The sequence below is a fragment of the Kribbella soli genome (genome assembly GCF_004331345.1).
Lineage (GTDB): Bacteria > Actinomycetota > Actinomycetes > Propionibacteriales > Kribbellaceae > Kribbella > Kribbella soli.
In genome coordinates, this window is sequence record NZ_SJJZ01000006.1 from 170,251 (window position 1) to 189,173 (window position 18,923).

General features: G+C 68.4%; 19 protein-coding genes. 5 read left to right on the forward strand and 14 right to left on the reverse strand.

What is annotated here, in order from left to right; all coding sequences use genetic code 11:
• Positions 1–4: 4 nt before the first annotated feature.
• Positions 5–679, reverse strand: coding sequence for a class I SAM-dependent methyltransferase (locus E0H45_RS39875; protein ID WP_131347607.1), 675 nt, complete (start codon positions 677–679; stop codon positions 5–7).
• On the reverse strand, positions 636–1,862 hold the full coding sequence (locus E0H45_RS39880) for an MFS transporter (protein ID WP_131347609.1): 1,227 nt from the start codon (positions 1,860–1,862) through the stop codon (positions 636–638). The genes E0H45_RS39875 and E0H45_RS39880 overlap by 44 nt, the downstream gene beginning before the upstream one ends.
• A 116-nt stretch (positions 1,863–1,978) precedes the next feature.
• Here E0H45_RS39880 and E0H45_RS43055 point away from each other — a divergent pair, with 116 nt between their 5' ends.
• Positions 1,979–2,149 (forward strand): hypothetical protein, encoded by a 171-nt coding sequence (locus E0H45_RS43055; protein WP_202872766.1) that lies wholly within the window; start codon positions 1,979–1,981, stop codon positions 2,147–2,149.
• Here the strand turns inward: E0H45_RS43055 and E0H45_RS39890 are convergent.
• Genes E0H45_RS39890 through E0H45_RS39900 form a run of 3 tightly spaced genes read right to left on the reverse strand, consistent with a single transcriptional unit; the run spans position 2,115 to position 5,877 of the window.
• A complete protein-coding gene (locus tag E0H45_RS39890) occupies positions 2,115–3,095 on the reverse strand; it encodes a TolB family protein (protein WP_131347611.1) in 981 nt (326 codons plus the stop codon). The genes E0H45_RS43055 and E0H45_RS39890 overlap by 35 nt on opposite strands.
• Positions 3,092–4,291 (reverse strand): MFS transporter, encoded by a 1,200-nt coding sequence (locus E0H45_RS39895; protein WP_131347613.1) that lies wholly within the window; start codon positions 4,289–4,291, stop codon positions 3,092–3,094. Before E0H45_RS39895 ends, E0H45_RS39890 begins: the two co-directional genes overlap by 4 nt.
• Complete coding sequence (locus E0H45_RS39900; protein WP_202872746.1) at positions 4,291–5,877, reverse strand: discoidin domain-containing protein; 1,587 nt, start codon at positions 5,875–5,877, stop codon at positions 4,291–4,293. Before E0H45_RS39900 ends, E0H45_RS39895 begins: the two co-directional genes overlap by 1 nt.
• Before the next feature lie 157 nt (positions 5,878–6,034).
• Here E0H45_RS39900 and E0H45_RS39905 point away from each other — a divergent pair, with 157 nt between their 5' ends.
• Entirely contained in the window at positions 6,035–7,012 is a 978-nt protein-coding gene (locus tag E0H45_RS39905; protein ID WP_131347614.1) for an aldo/keto reductase, read from the forward strand.
• Positions 7,013–7,017: 5 nt separating this feature from the next.
• Here E0H45_RS39905 and E0H45_RS39910 read toward each other — a convergent pair whose 3' ends face one another.
• Together E0H45_RS39910 and E0H45_RS39915 are read right to left on the reverse strand one after the other, a co-directional pair.
• Positions 7,018–7,587 (reverse strand): hypothetical protein, encoded by a 570-nt coding sequence (locus tag E0H45_RS39910; RefSeq protein WP_131347615.1) that lies wholly within the window; start codon positions 7,585–7,587, stop codon positions 7,018–7,020.
• 124 nt (positions 7,588–7,711) lie between these two features.
• Positions 7,712–8,734: a LacI family DNA-binding transcriptional regulator gene (locus tag E0H45_RS39915; protein ID WP_202872747.1), complete on the reverse strand. Its 1,023-nt coding sequence runs from the start codon at positions 8,732–8,734 to the stop codon at positions 7,712–7,714.
• Positions 8,735–8,765: 31 nt separating this feature from the next.
• Between E0H45_RS39915 and E0H45_RS39920 the strand changes: the two genes are divergently transcribed.
• Complete coding sequence (locus E0H45_RS39920; protein WP_131347616.1) at positions 8,766–10,277, forward strand: alpha-N-arabinofuranosidase; 1,512 nt, start codon at positions 8,766–8,768, stop codon at positions 10,275–10,277.
• On the opposite strand, the gene E0H45_RS39925 is transcribed toward E0H45_RS39920, so the two are convergent.
• From E0H45_RS39925 to E0H45_RS39945, 5 genes are all read right to left on the reverse strand, one after another.
• A complete protein-coding gene (locus tag E0H45_RS39925; RefSeq protein WP_131347617.1) occupies positions 10,261–11,079 on the reverse strand; it encodes a MerR family transcriptional regulator in 819 nt (272 codons plus the stop codon). The genes E0H45_RS39920 and E0H45_RS39925 overlap by 17 nt on opposite strands.
• A gap of 56 nt (positions 11,080–11,135) precedes the next feature.
• A complete protein-coding gene (locus E0H45_RS39930) occupies positions 11,136–11,399 on the reverse strand; it encodes a hypothetical protein (protein WP_131347618.1) in 264 nt (87 codons plus the stop codon).
• A 272-nt stretch (positions 11,400–11,671) separates the two neighbouring features.
• On the reverse strand, positions 11,672–12,676 hold the full coding sequence (locus E0H45_RS39935; protein WP_238155665.1) for a zinc-dependent alcohol dehydrogenase family protein: 1,005 nt from the start codon (positions 12,674–12,676) through the stop codon (positions 11,672–11,674).
• A 19-nt stretch (positions 12,677–12,695) separates the two neighbouring features.
• Positions 12,696–13,520: an ABC transporter permease gene (locus E0H45_RS39940; RefSeq protein ID WP_238155666.1), complete on the reverse strand. Its 825-nt coding sequence runs from the start codon at positions 13,518–13,520 to the stop codon at positions 12,696–12,698.
• A gap of 32 nt (positions 13,521–13,552) precedes the next feature.
• Positions 13,553–14,416 carry an ABC transporter ATP-binding protein gene (locus E0H45_RS39945; RefSeq protein ID WP_131347622.1) on the reverse strand — a complete coding sequence of 288 codons (864 nt, stop codon included), beginning with the start codon at positions 14,414–14,416 and terminating at the stop codon, positions 13,553–13,555.
• A 154-nt stretch (positions 14,417–14,570) separates the two neighbouring features.
• Here E0H45_RS39945 and E0H45_RS39950 point away from each other — a divergent pair, with 154 nt between their 5' ends.
• The gene (locus E0H45_RS39950) at positions 14,571–15,428 is read left to right on the forward strand and encodes a GbsR/MarR family transcriptional regulator (RefSeq protein WP_131347624.1); all 858 of its coding nucleotides are present in this window, start codon (positions 14,571–14,573) and stop codon (positions 15,426–15,428) included.
• Here the strand turns inward: E0H45_RS39950 and E0H45_RS39955 are convergent.
• Positions 15,372–16,478, reverse strand: coding sequence for an NAD(P)/FAD-dependent oxidoreductase (locus E0H45_RS39955; protein WP_238155667.1), 1,107 nt, complete (start codon positions 16,476–16,478; stop codon positions 15,372–15,374). The two genes, E0H45_RS39950 and E0H45_RS39955, sit on opposite strands and share 57 nt — an antisense overlap.
• Positions 16,479–16,603: 125 nt before the next feature.
• Here E0H45_RS39955 and E0H45_RS39960 point away from each other — a divergent pair, with 125 nt between their 5' ends.
• Entirely contained in the window at positions 16,604–18,055 is a 1,452-nt protein-coding gene (locus E0H45_RS39960; RefSeq protein WP_131347628.1) for an alpha/beta hydrolase, read from the forward strand.
• Here the strand turns inward: E0H45_RS39960 and E0H45_RS39965 are convergent.
• Positions 18,052–18,816, reverse strand: coding sequence for a hypothetical protein (locus tag E0H45_RS39965; protein ID WP_238155668.1), 765 nt, complete (start codon positions 18,814–18,816; stop codon positions 18,052–18,054). The genes E0H45_RS39960 and E0H45_RS39965 overlap by 4 nt on opposite strands.
• Positions 18,817–18,923 lie beyond the last annotated feature (107 nt).

Sequence of the window (18,923 nt, forward strand, 5' to 3'; positions counted from 1 at the left end):
GCACTTATATAAGTGCTGTTATATCTGGTCGCCGCCAGATCACCGCGCGCTGGCCGCCCACCTGCACGAAGCGGCCCTCCGGAAATACGGCGCCGTACGTCTGGTCGAAGCCCGCGCGGCTCAGGTACCGGTCGGAGACGCGGTGGTCGAGCCAGTCGCCGGTCGCCAGCCCGAAGATCTCCCAGGCGTGCGGATTGCGGTGCATGAGGTTGCGAGCGAGCTTCCGGACCTCGCCGCCGTACAGCCACCAGCGCGGGTTCGCGGGACGCGGTGACACCGTGTCGGCGAGGGCCGCGCAGCCACCGACCGCGACGAGGGAGCGGATGTGCCGCAGTACTGCGGGGAGCTCGGCGACGTGGTGCAGGGTGGCCGAGGTGGTGACGAAGTCGTACTGCCCTGATGTCTCGAGGATGCCGGACTCGAGGTAGGTGATGTTCGAGCGCGGACGCTTGTGGCGGGCGAGGCGGATCATCGGGCCGGAGAGGTCGATCGCGTCGACCTGGTCGAAGTAGTCCGCGAGTACGACGGCGTGCCGGCCGGCGCCGCAGCCGAGGTCGATGGCTCGGCGGCGGCGTTCGGGCAGGACGGTCGGGAGCCAGTCGGCGACGTGGTCGGCGGTCAGTTCGCCGAGCCGGTCATACCGCTCCGCCAGGTGATCGAACGACTGGTCGCGCTCCATGGTGGTTGGATGCGCCACGGCGCGAAATGGTTGAGATCCACGCCGCGGCGAGCCCGGCGGACAGCAGGCTGATCACGGCGACGGTTGCGAAGCCGTAGCGGGTGTCGGAGTGACCGGTGACGACCGAGGTGATCAGCATGACGACGATCGTCGCGGCGAGACCGTAGCCGTTGGCCAGACCGAACGCGTGTCCCACCCGCGACTCGTCCACCGACGTCATCAGCAACGAACGCGTCGCGATCCGCGCCTGCCCGAACAGGAAGGCCCCCAGCATCACCAGCACCATCAGCACGGGTACGCCGAACAACGGCTGCAGCGCGAACAACGTCGTACAGAGGAAGAATCCGCCGACTGCGAGTCTCAGGTCACCGAGGCGTGCCGCAGAGCGACGGTAGACGGCCGCGGCGAGCAGGAAGCCGGCTCCGCCCAGCGCGTCGACCACACCGAGGACAGCCGGACCGCGATGCCACTCTCCGATCAGCAACACCGGAAGCAAGGCGTTGAAGACCGTCACGACAACGAGCCCTTGACCGAAGAGCAAGGCCAGCGGTGCGAGTGGAATGGCCCGTACAGCGGTCGCGCGCACAGTGCGGGTTGTTGCCTGCGGCAACTCCTCCAGCCTGTGGCGGCCCGTTCCGACCGCGAACACCAGTACGGCGGAGAGCGCGAACGTCAGCGCATTGAAGGTGAAGAGCGGCTTCGGGCCGAAGTACTGGAGCGCGATCCCGCCGACGGAAGCGGACAGGAGCATGCCGCACTGGAGGGCGATCTCGTAGTGCGCGTTGAAGCGACGAAGCTGCCCGGTAGGGACTCGTTCGCGGATCAGAGCGGCACTGGCCGGCATGAACTGGGCCGCGATGACGGCAAGAGCGAAGTTGGTCGCGTAGACGAGCGGCTGGTGGGACACCCCGAGCGCCAGACCGACCGGGAGAGCGAGAGCGGCCGCCGCGCTGACGAGGTCGCAGATGATCCACAGCATGCGCCGGTCGAAACGGTCCGCGAGGCGACCGAAGTACGGCGAAAGGACGGCCTGCGGTACGGCGACGGCGATGAAGAGCCAGCCGACGTCGAGCATCGAGCCCTGCGCGCGGACCAGCAGCAGCGCGGCGCCGAGGAGCTGGATGTTGTTACCGAGGGACGTGATGAAGGCTGCAGGCAGCAGCAAGCGGGGTCGCGAGGTCACTCGGTCAACGGTCACACCAAACCCTGACAATCCATGGCAGCGTTTCTTTTCCGCTACTCTAGTTGCGTAAATAGTCCTACCGCGTCGCCGAACGGGCCGGGGTCGCGAAGACCACGATCTACCGCCGCTGGCCGAGCAAGGCCGAGCTGGTGATGGCGATGATCACCGAACTGACCAGTGCCATCGCGTTCGACCCGAGCGGCGACCCGAGCGGCGACCTCACCGAGTTCGTCGCCGGCATCGCCCCGCGCGCTAGCCAAGTGACGGCGTGGTGGCTTGCGGGATGAGGAGCCTGGCCGGGGTGGTCAGGCCTACGGACCAGAGGTCGAGGGTGTTGTCGGAGTTCCGGAGCGGGTAAAGGAGGGTGTCGTTGCCCTGCCAGACGGGCTGGTCGTCGACGGGGCGGGAGTCGGGCGGATGGATGATGCGGCGGCTGGCCAGATCCAGGACCGCGAGGCGCCAGACGCCGTTGGAGACCTTTTGTTTGTAGGCGATTCGGCGGCCGTCGGGTGACAGGGACGGGCATTCGACGTTCTCGGCGATCGCACTCCCGCGGTACGCGCGGTAGTCGGCCTCGATCAGGTGCGTCGTCCCCTTGCTCGCCATCGTCACGTAGAAACGGTTGCCGTCGGCAGCGAACGTGATACCCCAGTAGTTCACGTCCGAGGCGAAGTACCGCTTCCCGTCGACGAACACGGCGAGCTCCTCGATCGTCTTCACCAGCCGCCCGGTGTCCACCTCGTACAGCCCGGTGCGGGTCGAGAAGCCATTGGCGGCGTACGAGTCACCCGTCACGAACAGCGTCCAGTTCACGATCCGTCCGTCCGGCGACACCCGCGCCCGGCTCGGCGTACCGGGGAGTGTCTCGCGATGCCGTTCGCGGAGGTTCGCGTCCAGGATGATCAGATCGGTCATCGCCGGGAGTGAGCCGGCCTTCAGCCGCAGGCAGATCGCCGTACCGTGCGCCGCGGCGAACCGCTCGCAATGCAGCTCCCCCACACGCCGGGCAGCACCTGGATCAGCCACGGGTACGGCGGCCAGCTTGCCGGAGTCCGGTCCGTCCGCAAGGTTGCGGAAGAACAGCGTCTTGCCGTCGAACCGCATCGGCTGCCCCGTGACAACCGGTACGGCGTTCTCGGCAGCGCCACCGTTGCGTGCGTGTGCGACGTACGTGATCGCGCCGCCGACGAGTGCGAGGACACCGATCGCGGCGGCAAGCACACGGCGTCTCATACGCGTACCTCCAAGGGTTTGAAGATCGCGGCGGCGATCGTGACCGCGAGCAAGGCGAGTGTGAACACGAGGAGCGCCGGGCGGAGATCCCAGAGGGTCCACAGCAGACCGACAGTGACGGCTGCGGCCATGCGGGCGAGCGCCTGCCCTGTTTGCAGTACGGCGAGACCGCTGGCGCGGAGGTTCTCGGGGAGGAGCGGGCCGACAGCGGCGGGGAGTACGCCGTCGGTGGCGGCGTAGAAGACACCGTGGAGGGCGAGGACCAGCCACCAAGCGCCGACCGGGCCGCAGACGATCAGGAGCGCGACGATGAGCGCGAGATGTCCGCCGAGGAAGACCTTCCAGCGTCCGACCCGGTCGCCGAGGCGTCCGAGCGGGATCGCGAGCAGGAGGAAGGTGCCGGCGGTCCCCAACGGGAGCAGCGGGAACAGGCTCGTGCTGATGTCCCAGCGACGCTGTACGGCGAGGTAGACGAAGGAGTCGGTGATCGTGAACAGGCCGAGTGCCGCCGCCCAGAGACAGCACCGGCGGAAGTTCGGGTCACGCAGCAGACTCAGCATCGGAAGACTGCGCGAGGTAGGGGCAGGTGGAGACTGGTCGCGGACGAAGGCGGTCAGCAGGATGACGCCGCAGGTGGCCAGGGCGAAGCTGGTGACGAAGACCGAGTTGTAGTCGTTGAGGCTTGCCCACAACACGAGCGTTGCTACGAGTGGGCCGAGGAAAGCGCCGATGGTGTCGAGGGCCCGGTGGACGCCGAAGGAGCGGCCCATCGTGGCTGGATCACTGCTCAGCGAGATGAGGGCGTCGCGGGGTGCGGTCCGGATGCCCTTGCCGGCGCGGTCGATCGCGAGGACCGCGCCGATCGCCGGCACCGTGGAACCGGCGGCCAGGAAGCCAAGCTTCGAGATCGCCGAGAGCGCGTAGCCGACGCCGGCGACGGTCTTCAACCGTCGCCAGCGGTCGGCCACATGTCCGCCGACCAACCGCAGCACGGCGGTTGCTCCGGCGTACAGGCCGTCGAGCAGACCGAACTGCAGTGGGTTCAGCCCGAGCCCGAAGACCAGGTACAACGGCAGGATCGCGGTCACCATCTCGGCCGAGACGTCGGTCACCAGGCTGACGATGCCAAGGGCAACGACATTCCCGGGAACACGACGCAGTGGTGTCCGGAGCGGGCCGACGGATGCGAGGTACATCAGTGGCAGCTGTACGTCGGGCTGCCGTCCAGGACCTTGCCGTCGAGCCCGATCAGCTGCGTGGCGAACGTGTTGTCGGTCATCGACAGCTTCAGTACGCCGAAGTCCGAGAGGATCTTCGCCGTCGCCGGATGCGCGGCGTGCACCGGGTACAGCGGCGCTCCGCCCATCCCGCCGATGATCTGGACGGGGCCGTTCGCGTCCTTGTCACCGTCGACGTTCTGCGGCAGGAACCGCTCGTAGTGATGGTCGTGCCCGTTCAGCACCAGGTCGGTCTTCGCCGACACCAGCGTCTGCCAGAGCGGCTCGGCGTCCGGGTTGTCGCCGTGGTCGCCGGAGCTGAACCGCGGGTGGTGGTAGTACGCCGCGATACAGCCCTTGGTGTTGTTCGCGAGATCCTGCTTCAGCCAGGTGAGCTGTGCCGGCTCGCGGAGCCCCTCTTCCTGCACGAAGTCGTTCGAGTCGAGCGCGATGAAGTGCCAGTTCCCCTGGTTCCAGCTGTAGTAGTTCTTGCCCTGCGGCGTCGCGATCGAGCCGAAGTAGTCGTGGTACCCCTTGAACGGAGTGTCGTCGTACGTCTCGTGGTTGCCCGGGATCGGGTGGGTGATGCTCTTGAACTTCCCCCACGTCTTCGCGTAGTAGTTCTGGAAGTCCGACAGGTGCGCGTCGTCGTACTGGTTGTCGCCCATCGTGATCACCGCGGTGGGATTCATCGCCTCGACCAGCTTCGCGGTCTTCGGATGGATGCAGTCCGAGTTGGACGCCGTACAGCGGTCTGCGATGTCACCGGCCGCCGCGAGCACGAACCCGCCGGTCCCACCGGTCGGCGTCGTCACTGCGATCGGCTCGCTCGCGGCCGACACGTTCCCGGCCAGGTCGCGGGCGCGCACCGAGTACTTGTACGCCGTGTTCGCGGTCAGCCCGGTGTCGTTGTACTGCGTGCTCGCCGTCGTCGCGACCGCAGTGCCGTCACGCAGTACGTCGTACCCGCTGACGCCGATGTTGTCGGTCGAGGCTGTCCAACTGAGGGCGACGGAGGTGGCCGTGGCGCCGGTGCTCTTCAGACCGGCCGGGACCGTCGGTGCCTGGGTGTCACCGCTCGAGTCGGTCGTGCCGTAGACCTCGAGCTCCCACAGCGAGTAGCCGTACGACGTGCCGCGCTGCGTGCCGACGACCCGGACGTACCGCCCGTGGCCCTGCAGGCCGGTGAGATCATCGGTCGCACCGTTGCCATCTGCAACGGTCTTGACCGTACTGAAGGTGGTGCCGTCGTCGGAGACCTCGATCCGGTACGCCTTCGCGTACGCGGCCTCCCAGTTCAGTTTGACCCGGCCGACGGCGGCCGGCTGGCCGAGGTCGACGCGGATCCACTGCGGATCGGAACCTTCGGCGCTGGCCCAGCGGGTCGACGTACTGCCGTCGACCGCCTTGCCTGCGGTCAGGGTGTCGTCCTCGATACTCGAGGCAATCACCGGCTTGCCCTGCGACAGCAGGGTGTCGGCGTTCATCCGGGCGTTGGCGGCGGAACCGCCGAGCGCGGCGAGCAGACCGACGGGTAGCACCAGCGCGAACAGGCGCAGTCTCATGAGATACCTCCGGGGGCGCGGAGCCAGAATTGTTAGGAAGGTTACCTAACGACTAATGGTAGGTAAAGGCCTCAATTTCGTTACATACGCTGTGCGCATCAACTCTGTGCAGAAGATTCATTGGACGGATCATCGGCGAACTGGTTGGCTCGACGGCATGGATATGCGCACGTTGGGACGAGCAGGTATCGAGGTCAGCCCGGTCGGATTCGGGTGCTGGGCGATCGGGGGCCCGTTCAGCACCCCGGCCGGCGAACCCCTCGGCTGGGGCGTGGTCGACGACGAGGAATCGGTGCGCGCGATCCGCCGGGCGGTCGAGCTCGGCGTGACCTTCTTCGACACCGCGGACGTGTACGGCGCCGGCCACAGCGAACGCGTACTGGGCCAGGCGCTCGCCGGGATCCGCGACCAGGTGGTGATCGCCTCCAAGTGGGGCAACACCTTCGACGAGTCGACCCGGACCATGCACCACCAGGACACGACACCCGAGTACGTTCACAAAGCCGTACGGGCGTCGCTCGAACGACTCGGGACCGACTACCTGGATCTCTACCAGCTGCACTTCGACACCACCGACGAGATCGCGCTGCCGCTGCGCGAGGCCTGCGAGGAACTGGTCCGCGAGGGGCTGATCCGCAGCTACGCCTGGAGCACCGACACGGTGCACAGCGCCGAACTCTTCGCGCAGGGCGAGCACTGCGCGGCGGTCCAGCACGAGGCGAGTGTTCTGCACGATGCGCCGGAGTTCTTCGCGCTGTGCGAGCGCGAGGACCTGGCGAGCATCAACCGCACCCCGCTCGGCATGGGCATCCTCGGCCGCCGGGACGCGAACAAGCCCGCGACCGGCGCGGACATCCGCACCCTGCCGCCGTCCTGGCTGCGATACTTCGCCGAGGGCGGCGTACCGGCACCGGAATGGTGGGAGAAGGTGTCCGCGATCCGCGACGTACTGCAGAGCGACGGGCGGACGCTCGCGCAGGGCGCCCTGGGCTGGCTGTGGGCGCGGAGCCCGCGGACGGTGCCGATCCCCGGATTCCGGACAGTCGAGCAGGCCGAGGAGAACACCCGCGCGATGGAACTCGGCCCGCTGACGGACGACCAAATGACACAGGTCGCGAAGCTACTGGCCGCCTGAGTCGCCTACTGCCACTGGTCGTTCTCACGGTTCAGGTCGGGGATGGGTCCGAGGAGGGCCCACCCCGGCTCCAGTGACCGGGTGCTCCGGAATCCGCGGTCCTTCGCGAACGCCTTCACGTTCGTACCGTCGGGTACGTGCATGATCGTGTACCGCGGCGGGTCTTCCCCGTAGAAGCAGAAGAACGTGCGCTCTTGGTCTTTCGCCTGACGCACGATCCTGTCGGTGCTCGGCAGAGCCAAGTACATCGCCTCATCGTCAGGGGTCGGCCGCTGACAGACCTCGGCCCGGCCGGCGTCGCGCACGCAGATCCACGCTCGGGTCCACACGATCCGTTCAGCGTGCGGGTGGGCGGCCGCCAACTCCCGCATTCGGCCCTCGGCCTCGCTGAAGGCCGCCTGCGTCTGGTCGAACTCCGTCTCCAGCTTGTCGAACCGGCGGTGGTCGAACCCGCTGCCGAAATAGACCTCGAGTGATGCGATGACGGCGACCCGAAAGGCCAGGAAGAGCGTCGCCAGGACGATCAGCGTGACGAGCAGGATCCGGACCGGCGAGCGTCGCCAGGTGGTCGTCACTGGTCGAGCTCCTCGTGCTGGTGGGCGTCCGAAGCGTCCACCGTACGTGAGCCTGAGGGGCGACAAGCACTTGTCTTGGCGCTAGTTTATCGATATACCTACTGCCGTGCGACGACGGCGGAGGTCAGGCGGCGGGTTTCGTCGTGCCTCGGAGGACCAGCTGCGCGGGTACGACGAGTTCCTTCGGGTCGCCGCCCGGACTGCCGAGCTGCGCCGTCAGCAACGCGGTGATCGCGTCGGCCATCTCCTCGTGCCCCGGGTTGACCGTGGACAGCGACGGCACCAGGTACGCCGCCTCGTCGATGTCGTCGAAGCCGACCACCTGGACGTCGTCCGGCACCCGGAGCCCGGCGTCGGCGAGCGCGCGCAACGCGCCCATCGCCAGTACGTCGGTCAGCGCGAACACGGCATCGAAGGCGGTCCCGCGATCGCGCAGTGCCCGGATCCCGTCGTACCCGTCCTGCAGGCCGAACGAGCAGCGGACGTTCAGCTCCTGGTCCACCGGTACGCCGGCCTCGGTGTGCGCCAGCGCGTAGCCCTCCGCCCGGAGCGCGGGCATGGTCGCGGAGCCGGTCGGATCGCCGCCGATCATCGCGATCCGGCGCGCGCCGGTGGCGAGCAAGTGCGCGGTGGCCTGGCGGGCGCCGTCGACGTTGTCCATCATCACGTGGTCGAAACGCGACGGCAGCGCCCGCTCCCCGATCATCACCACCGGCGCATCGGTGCGGAGCTGGCCCAGCTCGGCCGGATCGATGTCGACCACGCTGAGGATCAGTCCGTCGTACATCCGCAGCCGCGAGAACGCGACCGCGTCCATTTCGCCCTCCCGGCTGGCGCCGGTGCGTTCGGTGACGATCCGCAGGCCATGCGCCTCGAACCGGTCGGCGAGACGCGCGGCGAGCTGGGCGAAGTACGGGCGTTCCAGCTCTGGTACGGCGAGACCGACCACGCCGGTGCGGCCCGCGCGCAGGTGCCGTGCGGCCAGGTTCACCTGATACCCGAGCTCGCCGATCGCCGCCAGCACCCGGTCGCGGGTCTCCGGACCGACCCGCGGCCGGCCGTTGATCACGTTCGACACCGTCATCGTCGATACCCCGGCGAACCGGGCGACGTCGGCCATCGTCACGACACTCGATGGCTTCCCCATGCGGACCACTGTAAAGACCCAGGAGGGCTCAATGCCTGAAGCACGCGTCGCGATCGATCTCGACGTACCGGGACCGACGATCAGCCGGCACCTGTACGGCCACTTCGCCGAGCACCTCGGGCGGTGCATCTACGGCGGGTTCTACGTCGGCGAGGACTCGCCGATCCCGAACGAAGGCGGGATCCGCCTGGACGTGGTCGAGGCGCTGCGGGCGCTGAACATCCCGAACCTCCGCTGGCCGGGCGGCTGCTTCGCGGACGAGTACCACTGGAAGGACGGCATCGGACCGAAGTCGGACCGGCCGTCGATGGTGAACACTCACTGGGGCAACGTCGAGGAGAACAACCACTTCGGCACCCACGAGTTCATGGCGTTGTGCGAGCTGCTGGGCGCCGCGCCGTACGTGAACGGGAACGTGGGCAGCGGGACCGTGCGGGAGATGAGCGAGTGGGTCGAGTACCTGACCCGCGACGGCGACAGCCCGATGGTGCGGCAACGCAAGGCCAACGGCCGGGACGAGCCGTGGCAGGTGCCGTTCTGGGGCATCGGCAACGAGGCCTGGGGCTGCGGCGGGAACCTGCGGGCCGAGGCGTACGCCGACCTGGCGCGGCAGTACGCCACGTACCTGAAGGACCACGGCGACAACAAGCTGTACCGGATCGCGGCGGGTGCGTCGAACGACGACCTGGCCTGGACCGAGGCGTTGCTGAAGGCGGTCAGCTGCCTGGGCTGCGGGCGCGACCCCAAGAACATCTACCAGGCGATCTCGTTCCACTACTACACGGTCGCGGGGAGCTGGGAGAACAAGGGCAGCGCGACCGAGTTCAGCGTCGACGACTACTACCGGACGATGTCGAAGGCGCAGGACATCGAGCGGATCATTCGTGCGCACTCGGCGCTGATGGACGCGTACGACCCCGAGCGCAAGATCGGTCTCGTGCTGGACGAATGGGGCACGTGGTGGGATGTGGAGCCGGGAACGAATCCCGGGTTCCTGTACCAGCAGAACGCGATGCGGGACGCGCTCGTCGCGAGCCTGCACTTCGACGTGTTCCACCGGCACGCCGAGCGGCTCGTGATGGCGAACATCGCGCAGACGGTCAACGTGCTGCAGGCGATGCTGCTCACCGACGACGAAGGCGGGCTTGTCCGTACGCCGACGTACCACGTCTTCGAGATGAACAAGGGACATCAGGACGCGACGTCGGTGCCGGTGCACGTGATCGAACCGACGACCTACGATCTCGACGGCAAGGCGATGGATCTGGTGTCGGCGTCCGCCTCGGTGAAGGACGGGCGGGCGCTGGTGTCCGTCAGCAACCTCGACCCCACTGCGTCGCTGGACGTCGTACTGGATCTTCGCGGCGGATCGCCCAGCGAGGTCACGGGACGGTTGCTGACGGCATCGAAACCGCAGACCTACAACACTGTCGCGGATCCGGATGCGGTGGCTCCGGTTCCGTTGAAGCTGGAACCGGAGCCGCGCGGGTTGCGGGTTACGCTCCCGCCGCACTCCTTTGCAACGGTCAGTTTGGTTTTGTGATCGCGATCTGGAACTCGTGCACCCAGTTCGCCGGGTTGTCCGGGTCGAACTGCACGGTGACCTCACGCGCGTAGCCCTGGCTGCGGTAGCCGTTGTCCTCGATCCACCGGGCCAACGTCTGCATGCTGCGATCGGCCTCCATCATGTCGCCCTGGTGGACGATGGTGGCCGCCTGCGCGAGCTCCGGAAGCTCCAGTACGTCGACGTCCGCCGCCGTCCCGGTCTCCACCGGTACGGCGGCGTGCACGCGGATCGTGTCGTTCTCGGCGTCCTCGTAGTACGCGACCGGCGAACCGCACGGGTTCACACCGGCCGCGCCGAGGCGTTCGAAGAGCTGCCCGAACAAGGGCTGCAGCACCGGGCCGATGTCCGCACCGTCGTAGCTCGGTGAGATCGCGGACAGTTCGGCGACCCGGGTCGGGGCGATGTGTTTCAGGACGACGTCTTCGGTGGGCATGTGACCTTCCCTCTCGATGAGTCGGAGCCTCGCCTCGACGCTCGTCAGCCGGGCCGCGCTGCGGGCCAACTCGTCCTCGAGCTGGGCCTGCCGCAGTCGCAGCATGCCGCGCAGTTCCTCGGCGGACAGCTTGGCGTCGACGATCTCGCTGACCTGCTGCAGGCTGAACCCGAGGTCCTTGAGCGCGATGATCCGGTTCAGCCGGCTGAACTGGTCGGCCGAGTAGAACCGGTAGCCGGTCGCCGCGTCGACCACGGCCGGGCGAAGCAGCCCGAGCGCGTCGTAGTGCCGCAGCATCCGCGCCGACACCTGCCCGAACGCCGCGAAGTCTCCGATGGTGAACATGCAGCCACCTTCCGGCTTGACACAGTGTCAAGGTCAAGCCGGAACGAGCGTACTGGTCAGGAAGCGACGTGGGTACGGCGGTCGCGGACCGCGGCGACGGTGAGGGTCGTCACCAGGAGGGCGGCCCCGCCGCCGCCGAAGCCGGTGACCAGGGTGCCGCGGCTGCTCAGCCGGGCGTCGCACTGCATCGGCGTGATGCCCTTGTCGGGCTGGAAGACCGAGCCGCAGCTGTCCCCGCCGGCATGGACCGGCCGGACGGCGAGCACCACCCCGACGATCAGCAGGACTGCACCCACCGCGCCGAGGACCTTGCTCAGCACCGGCCGTCCTCGGTGATGTGGGGGCAGGCGTCAGGCAGGACCGACCGCTGTTGGCGGGTCAGAGCCCACATACGCACCCTCAGCTCCCTGGCAGCTCGGTAAGATTTGATCAAATCTAACGCAGCTAGCAGGCTGCTCAGAAGTTGGGCAGGGCACCCTGCTGGAATCTTCACCCAGTTCTAACGCGACCCGGGCCACACCGGTTCACCCGTTCTAACGCTGCCTGGGGCCTACCGGTTCACCCTGTTCTACGCTGCCCTGGCCGCTTCGGTTCAGCGGTCGAGGACCGCGACCAGGGACCCGCTCGCGCGACCGTGAGCGACGTCCGCGAGGGCTCGGTCGACGGCGTCGAACGGGATGATCGACGTGTGCGCCGCGACCGGCAGCCGGGCGATCAGGCGGAACAGCTCCTCGCCGTCACGACGGGTGTTGGAGGTGACGCTGCGGAGATCGCGCTCGTGGAAGAGGTACCGCTCGTAGTTCAGCACCGGTACGTCGGACAGGTAGATGCCGGCCACCGCCACAGTTCCACCGGGCTTGAGCGATTCGAGCGCAGACGGAACCACGTCGCCGGCCGGGGCGAACACGATCGCCGAGTCCAGCGGCACCGGCGGCCGATCCCCGACGAACGCAGCACCCAACTCACGCGCGAGGGCCTGGTTCCGCTCGCCACGGGTCACCACGAACAGCTCGGCACCCTGAGCCAGGGCAAGCTGCGCGGTGAGATGCGCACTAGACCCGAAGCCGTAGATACCGAGCCGGCCGCCGGGCGGCAGGTTCGCTCGGAGCAGGGAGCGGTAGCCAATGATCCCGGCACACAGCCACGGCGCGAGCTCCACCGCGGGACGATCCGCCGGCAACGCGTAGGCGTAGTCCTCCGGCACCACGGCGTACTCCGCGAAACCGCCGTCGGCGTCCCAGCCCGTGTACGTCGACCGCGGGCAGAGGTTCTCGGATCCTTGCCGGCAGAACTCGCAGACGCCGCAGGTGCCGCGCAGCCAGGCGATTCCGACCCGGTCCCCGATCGCGAACCGCTCGGCCGCCGTACCGCGATCGACCACCTGCCCGACAGCCTGGTGGCCCGGGACGACGCCTGGGCGCTTCGGCGCCAGGTCGCCCTCGGTCAGATGCAGATCAGTCCGGCAGATCCCGCACGCCTCGACCTGCACCAGTACTTCGTGGGCACCAGGCTCTGGAACGGTACGGCGTACGCGCTGTAGCGGACCGTCGTCGACGGGTCCCGGATGATCCACTGCCCACGCCTGCATCTGCTGCATATCTCCATCATGCGGCTCGTCACGCGACCCGCTGGAGAGCGCGCTCGCGACGCTCGGCGACTTTGGAGCCCGACTCTCGCCGCGCCATTCGCCGCAGTACGACGGGCGCGAGCAGCAATCCGGCGACGGCCCAGAGCCCGAGGACGGCTGCCGTCTCCAGATGGCGCCACGACTCGCCGACCTCGACCACGACCGCTTCGTCGGGGAGGAGCGCGGACCGCATGCCGAGGCCCATCCAGTACACCGGCGTGAGCTGGCCGATCGCTGCGAGCCAGCCGGGCAGCGCGGTGATCGGGTAGAAGATGCCGGAGACCGCGATCAGACCGAGCATCGGCAACTGGATCAGGCCTTGGGAACGCGCGCTGGTGAAGACCGAGCCGAGGACCGCGCCGATCGGCAACGTCGCGACCAGGCCGAGCAGCAGCACCCAGACGAGCGTGAACCAGTGCGCCGATCCGAGCGCGAGCCCTTCGACCAGGAACAGGCCCGGGATCAGGAGGATCGCGAGATCTACGAGCAGGCCGCCCGCGACCGAGACGACCTTGCCGATGAGGTAGCTGACCATGCCGTTCGGAATGGCCTTGGCGCGGAGCAACGTGCCGTCCTCGCGATCTGCGGTCAGCTGCTGGCTCATGCTGACCATGCCCATCGCGGCGTTCATCCCGAGAATGCTCGGCAGGGCGAGCGCACCGAGCTGGAAGCCGGTGGAGCCGAAGTCGCGATGCCGGAGGAAGAACAGCGCGGCCAGCATCAGCACCGGCCAGAGGAAGTGGCTGAACAGTTCAGGACCGTTGGTGAAGGACTGCCGCAACTCGATCAGCCCACGCTGCCATCCCGTTCTCACGCTGGCTCCGGTTCTCATGCTTGCTCCCGTTTTCATGCCTGCTCCCGGACCAGGGTGAGGTAGGTGTCTTCGAGTGAGGCCCGGCGTACCTCGAGTTCGCGGACCGCGTCGCCGTACGTCGCGAAGAGCTCGCGGACGAAGGTGGTCGAGTCGGACGTCGACTTCCGGAACGGTTGCCCGTCGACGGACCAGCGGACCTCGTCCTCACCCGCGATCAGCTCGGTGAGTTGTGCGGTGGTGCCGGAGGCGATGATGCGGCCCGCGGCGAGGACGAGGATGCGGTGCGCGAGTTTGCTCGCCTCGTCGAGGTCGTGGGTGGTGAGCAGGATCGTCGTACCCTGGTCGGCCGCGAGCCCGCGCACCAGCTCGTGGAACTCCGACCGTGCCTCGGGATCGAACCCGGTCGTGGGCTCGTCCAGGAACAGTACGTCGGGGCGGCCAACGATTCCGATCGCGACGTCGAGGCGTCGGCGCTGTCCGCCGGAGAGGGTCTTGACCTTCTGCCCGGCATACGCGCTCAGGCCGACGGCGTCGAGGAGCTCGCCGGTCGGCCACGGGCGCGGCGCGGTCGATGTCGAGTACGGCGCGTAGTAGGCCCCGAGGTGATGGAGGAGCTCTCCGACTCGCCAGTTTCCGTGGTCACGCCAGGACTGCAGAACGATGCCGATCCGCGACCGCCACCGCTCGTCCCCCGCGGCCGGGTCGACGCCGAGCACCTCGACGCGGCCCGCCGACCGGAGCCGGAAGCCTTCGAGGATCTCGATCGTCGTACTCTTCCCGGCGCCGTTCGGACCTAGCAGTGCTAGCACTTCGCCGGGGCGCGCGTCGAACGTCACGTCATGCAGGACCTCGCGGTCGCCGTACCGCATCCGCAGGCCGTCCACTGTCAGAACCATGCCGTGGAAGTTACGTTGCGTTCAGCGGATCGGCAATTGTCATTCTGCGGCCCGAGCTCGTGAAACCCTGTAAAACATGGCATTCTGTGCAATGGGATTGCGAGAGAACGCAATCCGTTGCAATGAGCTGACAGTGAATGCGCGGAGGTTGCCGATGCCCGGAGGCAGGCTGAGTCACCAGGACCGGCTCGAGATCGCGGCCGGACTGGCGGACGGGCTCGGGTACGCCGAGATCGCGCGGCAACTCCAGCGGCCGACGTCGACGGTCAGCCGGGAGGTCTCACGCAACGGCGGCGCGGGCGGGTACCGGGCCGACCACGCGCACTACGCCACCGCCTCCCGCGCGCGCCGACGACGCCCGACGTACACGGACGCCCGGGGAGATGCGCGGGCGGTCGAGCCGCGGCAGGCGTATGTCGAGCGGTTCGCCACGATGATGGTCGACGGCGGGCTGCCACGGATGGCCTCGCGGGTGCTGGCACTGCTCTATACCTCCGACACCCGCACGCTGACAGCAGCCGATCTCGTCCGCACGTTGCGGGTCAGCCCGGCGTCGATCTCGAAGGCGATCGGCTATCTCGAACGGGTCGGGATGGTGTACCGCGAGCCCGATCCGGTACGTCGGTTGCAGCATTACGTGATCGCCGAGGACGTGTGGCTGAAGGCGTGGGAGGTGAGCGCGCGAACCAACCACAACTGGGCGGAGACCGCGGCCGAGGGTGTCGACCTCGTCGGGCGCGATACTCCGGCGGGCGAGCGGCTCACCCAGATGGCGGAGTTCTTCGAGCGGCTCAGCGAAGACATGTCCGGCGGCGCGGGCTTCCAGGACTGTCTGGCAGTGCTAGCAGTTCTGTGGGAACCACACCACGCAGCGGATCGCGCTGCGGAACTTGCCCGCCGGCTCGGATGGCCGGTCGAACGGGTCACCGATGCCGTCGACTACGCGATCAAGGCTTCAGGGCAGGAGAGTGCGGAGGAGGCGGCGGGTCAGGCCGCCGTCCGCGAGGCCTAGCTCGACGAGGTCGTCGAACACGTGCTGATCGGCAGCGGCCGCGCGGATGCCGCCGTCGAGGACTCGGTCCGAGCGGCTCAACTGGGCAACCAGCGCGGTGTCGCGGAGATGCCTGGCGAGCAGGCGGGTCGTGCGGCGGCGGTACGGCGTACCGGCGTCCGAGGTACCCGCTCGAAACGCGTCGGCGATCGCCCGGCCGGCGAGCAGCCCGGTCGCGACGGCGTAGTAGATGCCTTCGCCGGTCATCGGGTTGATCAGACCGGCCGCGTCACCGGCGAGCAGCACCGGCCCGCTGCGCGGCCGCCACGACCGGCCGGCGAGCGGCAGATGGTGGCCCCACCACGACTCCCCGCCTTCGGTTGCCCCCGGAAGTAGTGCTTCCAGGTGGTTCAGCAGCTCGGTCCGCGTCGGGCGGGCGCCGGCCAGCAGTTCGCCGTACCCGACGTTCGACCACCCGTCGCCACGATCGAATGACCACGCGTACGACGGCTGCCGACCTGGCCCGTACGCGATCACCTGACTCGCCGCGCGTGCAGACGGGGTCGGCGCATATCCGCGGATCGCCAGCGCGACCGGACCCGGTTTCAGGCCGAGTTCCCGCCGTACGACGGAATGCGCACCGTCGGCACCGACCAGGAAGCGCGTGTCCAGGTCCTCGTCCACGGTGATGGATCCGCTCTGGATCGCGAGGCCGCGGACCCGTCGGCGAATGAACTGCGCGCCGGCCGTTTGCGCGGCCTCGACCAGGCGCTGGTCGAACACGGTCCGCGGGACCACCCAGGTCGGTCGGGACATCTGCCGATCCACGCCGACGTCACCGCGGTTGAGCACGAACCGACGTACCGGAGTCCAGTCGTCGAGGATCCCGGTGACGCCGACGCCGGCGAGCAGGTCGAGTACGTGCGGGGCGATCCCGTCACCACAGGCCTTGTCGCGCGGGAACTCGTGCCGATCGAGCAGCAACACCGACAAACTCGGATCCGCCGCCAACGCACCGATCGCAGCCGCCGCTCCCGCCGGCCCGGCTCCGACAACAATCACATCCCACACAAGCGCCTCCCCAGCCACAGTCTTGCAGCTCCAGGTAGCGTCCGCGCGACCCTCGGCCGGTCTCCGAGTGCACTGTGCCGCGGCGCCGCGATGCCTAGCGTCGGGAGTGACTTCGAGGAGGATCGATGAAACTGCTTCTGGTACTGGCGCTCCTGGGTGCGCCCGTCTCCACGCCGGCGGAGCACCCGCAGATCGAGTGGCATCACTGTCAGCTGAACGCAGCCGACGCCGAAGGGGCCGCGCTCGACGAGGCCGGTGCCGAGTGTGGTGACCTGAAGGTGCCGCTCGATTACGGGCGTCCGGACGGCCCGCAGATCACGCTCGCGCTGTCGCGGTTGAAGGCGAGCGGCGACCGGATCGGCACGATGGTGCTGAACGACGGCGGCCCGGGCGGTCCTGGATTGAGCATGCCGCTGCGTCTGCGGACGGCGATGAAGGCTGCGGGAACGCGGTACGACCTGATCGGGCTGGATCCGCGGTTCGTGGGTCGCAGTACGCCGATCGACTGCAAGCTCCCGTTCGCGGGCTGGCCGTGGGCAGGCGGCGCCGAACGATCGTCGTTCGAGCGCGTCGATCGGCAGGTGGCGGACATCGCGGCACGCTGCGGCACGAACGCGGGCGACTATCTGCAGTACGTGAACACCCGGAACACCGCGCGGGACATCGACCGGGTCCGGATCGCCCTGGGTGAGCAGAAGATCTCGTACCTCGGGTACTCGTACGGGACCTATCTCGGCGCGGTCTACCTGCAGATGTTCCCGGGCCGTACGGACCGGGTGGTCCTCGACGGTCCGCTGGATCCCGAGCTGTACAGCGCGCGGCTGCTGCGGACGGTCGGGCCGGCGAACGAGGCGGCGTTGCGCGCGTGGGCATCGTGGGCGGCTGCGCGAGATGCGACGTACCACCTCGGGGCAACGCCGTCGCGCGTGATGGCGTCGGTGGATCGGATCCTGCGAGTGGCCTCGAAGGACGGCCTGCGGATCGGGACGCATCGGCTCGACGGCGGGTCGGTGCCGGTGGTGTTGTTCGGTCCGCTCGCCGATGATCGGGACGCGGCGCGGACGACGTACGCCGGGATTGTGCGGACGCTGCTCGACGCGACGTACGGACCAGTGGAACCGGGGCCTGAGCTCGGCGGGTTTCTGGAGGCGTTGCTGACGCCGGCGTCGTCGCAGCCGGCCAGTGCGCAGATCGCGATCATCTGCGGCGACCGTGCGGTGCCGAGCGATCCGCAGGTGTATTGGCGGGACATCCAGGCGCATCGCCGTACCGAACCGCACTTCGCATCGCTGACACGGATGATCTCGCCGTGCGCGTACTGGCCGGTGCAGCCGCAGGAGCCGCCGACACGGATCGCCAACTCGGAGCCGGCCTTGATCGTGGCGGCGGACGGCGACCCGCGGACCATCTACTCGTACGCGACAGCCCTCCAGAAGCACCTGCCCAACGCACGGATGGTGACGCTGACGGGCGCTCGCAAGCACGGGATCTTCGGCGAGTACGGCAACACCTGCGTCGACAACACAGTCATCACCTATCTACTCACCAACCGGCTGCCGGACGATCAGACCTGCTAGGTGCCGGGGCGGCGGCCCGGTTTGTTGGGACGACGGGCGGTGGTACGGCGAGGGCGTGGGGTGTGGGGGGTGACCGGGCCTGAGGGCGTTACCGGGCGGGCCTCGTCGAGGTCGACGACCTTGGGAGGAGGCGGGACGAAGAACGGGATCGTCTCCTCCTCGTCGACCGCAGGCGGGGCAGGCGGCGGCGCGGCGGGTGGCGCGGGCTTGGCGCGGGCCGCCGACTCCTTGCTCACGCGCGGCTTGATCTTCGCGACCGCCGGGGCGGCGAGCGGGTTGCGATGTGGTCGGCGGTGTGGGAGCCGGGTGCTCAACTCGAGGCCGAGCGCATCGATCAGTTTGCTGCAGGCAACGATCGCGACGGCGACCGCGAGCACCGTGCAGCCCGCGAACAGCACCGACTGGCCGCCGGACGACCAGTTCGACGGATCGGTGCGGACCATCGCGGCGATCATCGCGACGACGATCGCATTGGTGAGGCCGAGGGCAACGGCCAGACCGACCGTTCGGAGCAGTACGCCCCGCGCGAGCCCGACATCGTCGGCCGCCGCGACCAGCCCGGCGATCAATCCGGCGAGCACGGGCACTGTATAGACAAGCGCGAGCGTGAGTCCCGGACTGGCGACGAGGTAGAAGACGTCGAACACCAGTGCGGTGCCGGTCAGCGCGGCCGCGAAGCACACCACCATCGGCGGATACGCGCGCAGGACCGCGACCGCGTCCGCGGGCACGGTCTTGAACATCCGCAAGGCCAACAGCAACGACTCATCCCCTCGTCTCCCCCATTGTGCCGCCCCGCCGCCACCCTGAGTGAGATGCCCCGGCCAGCGAGTCGCGGATCGCCAGGCCATCACAATCGAGGCATTAC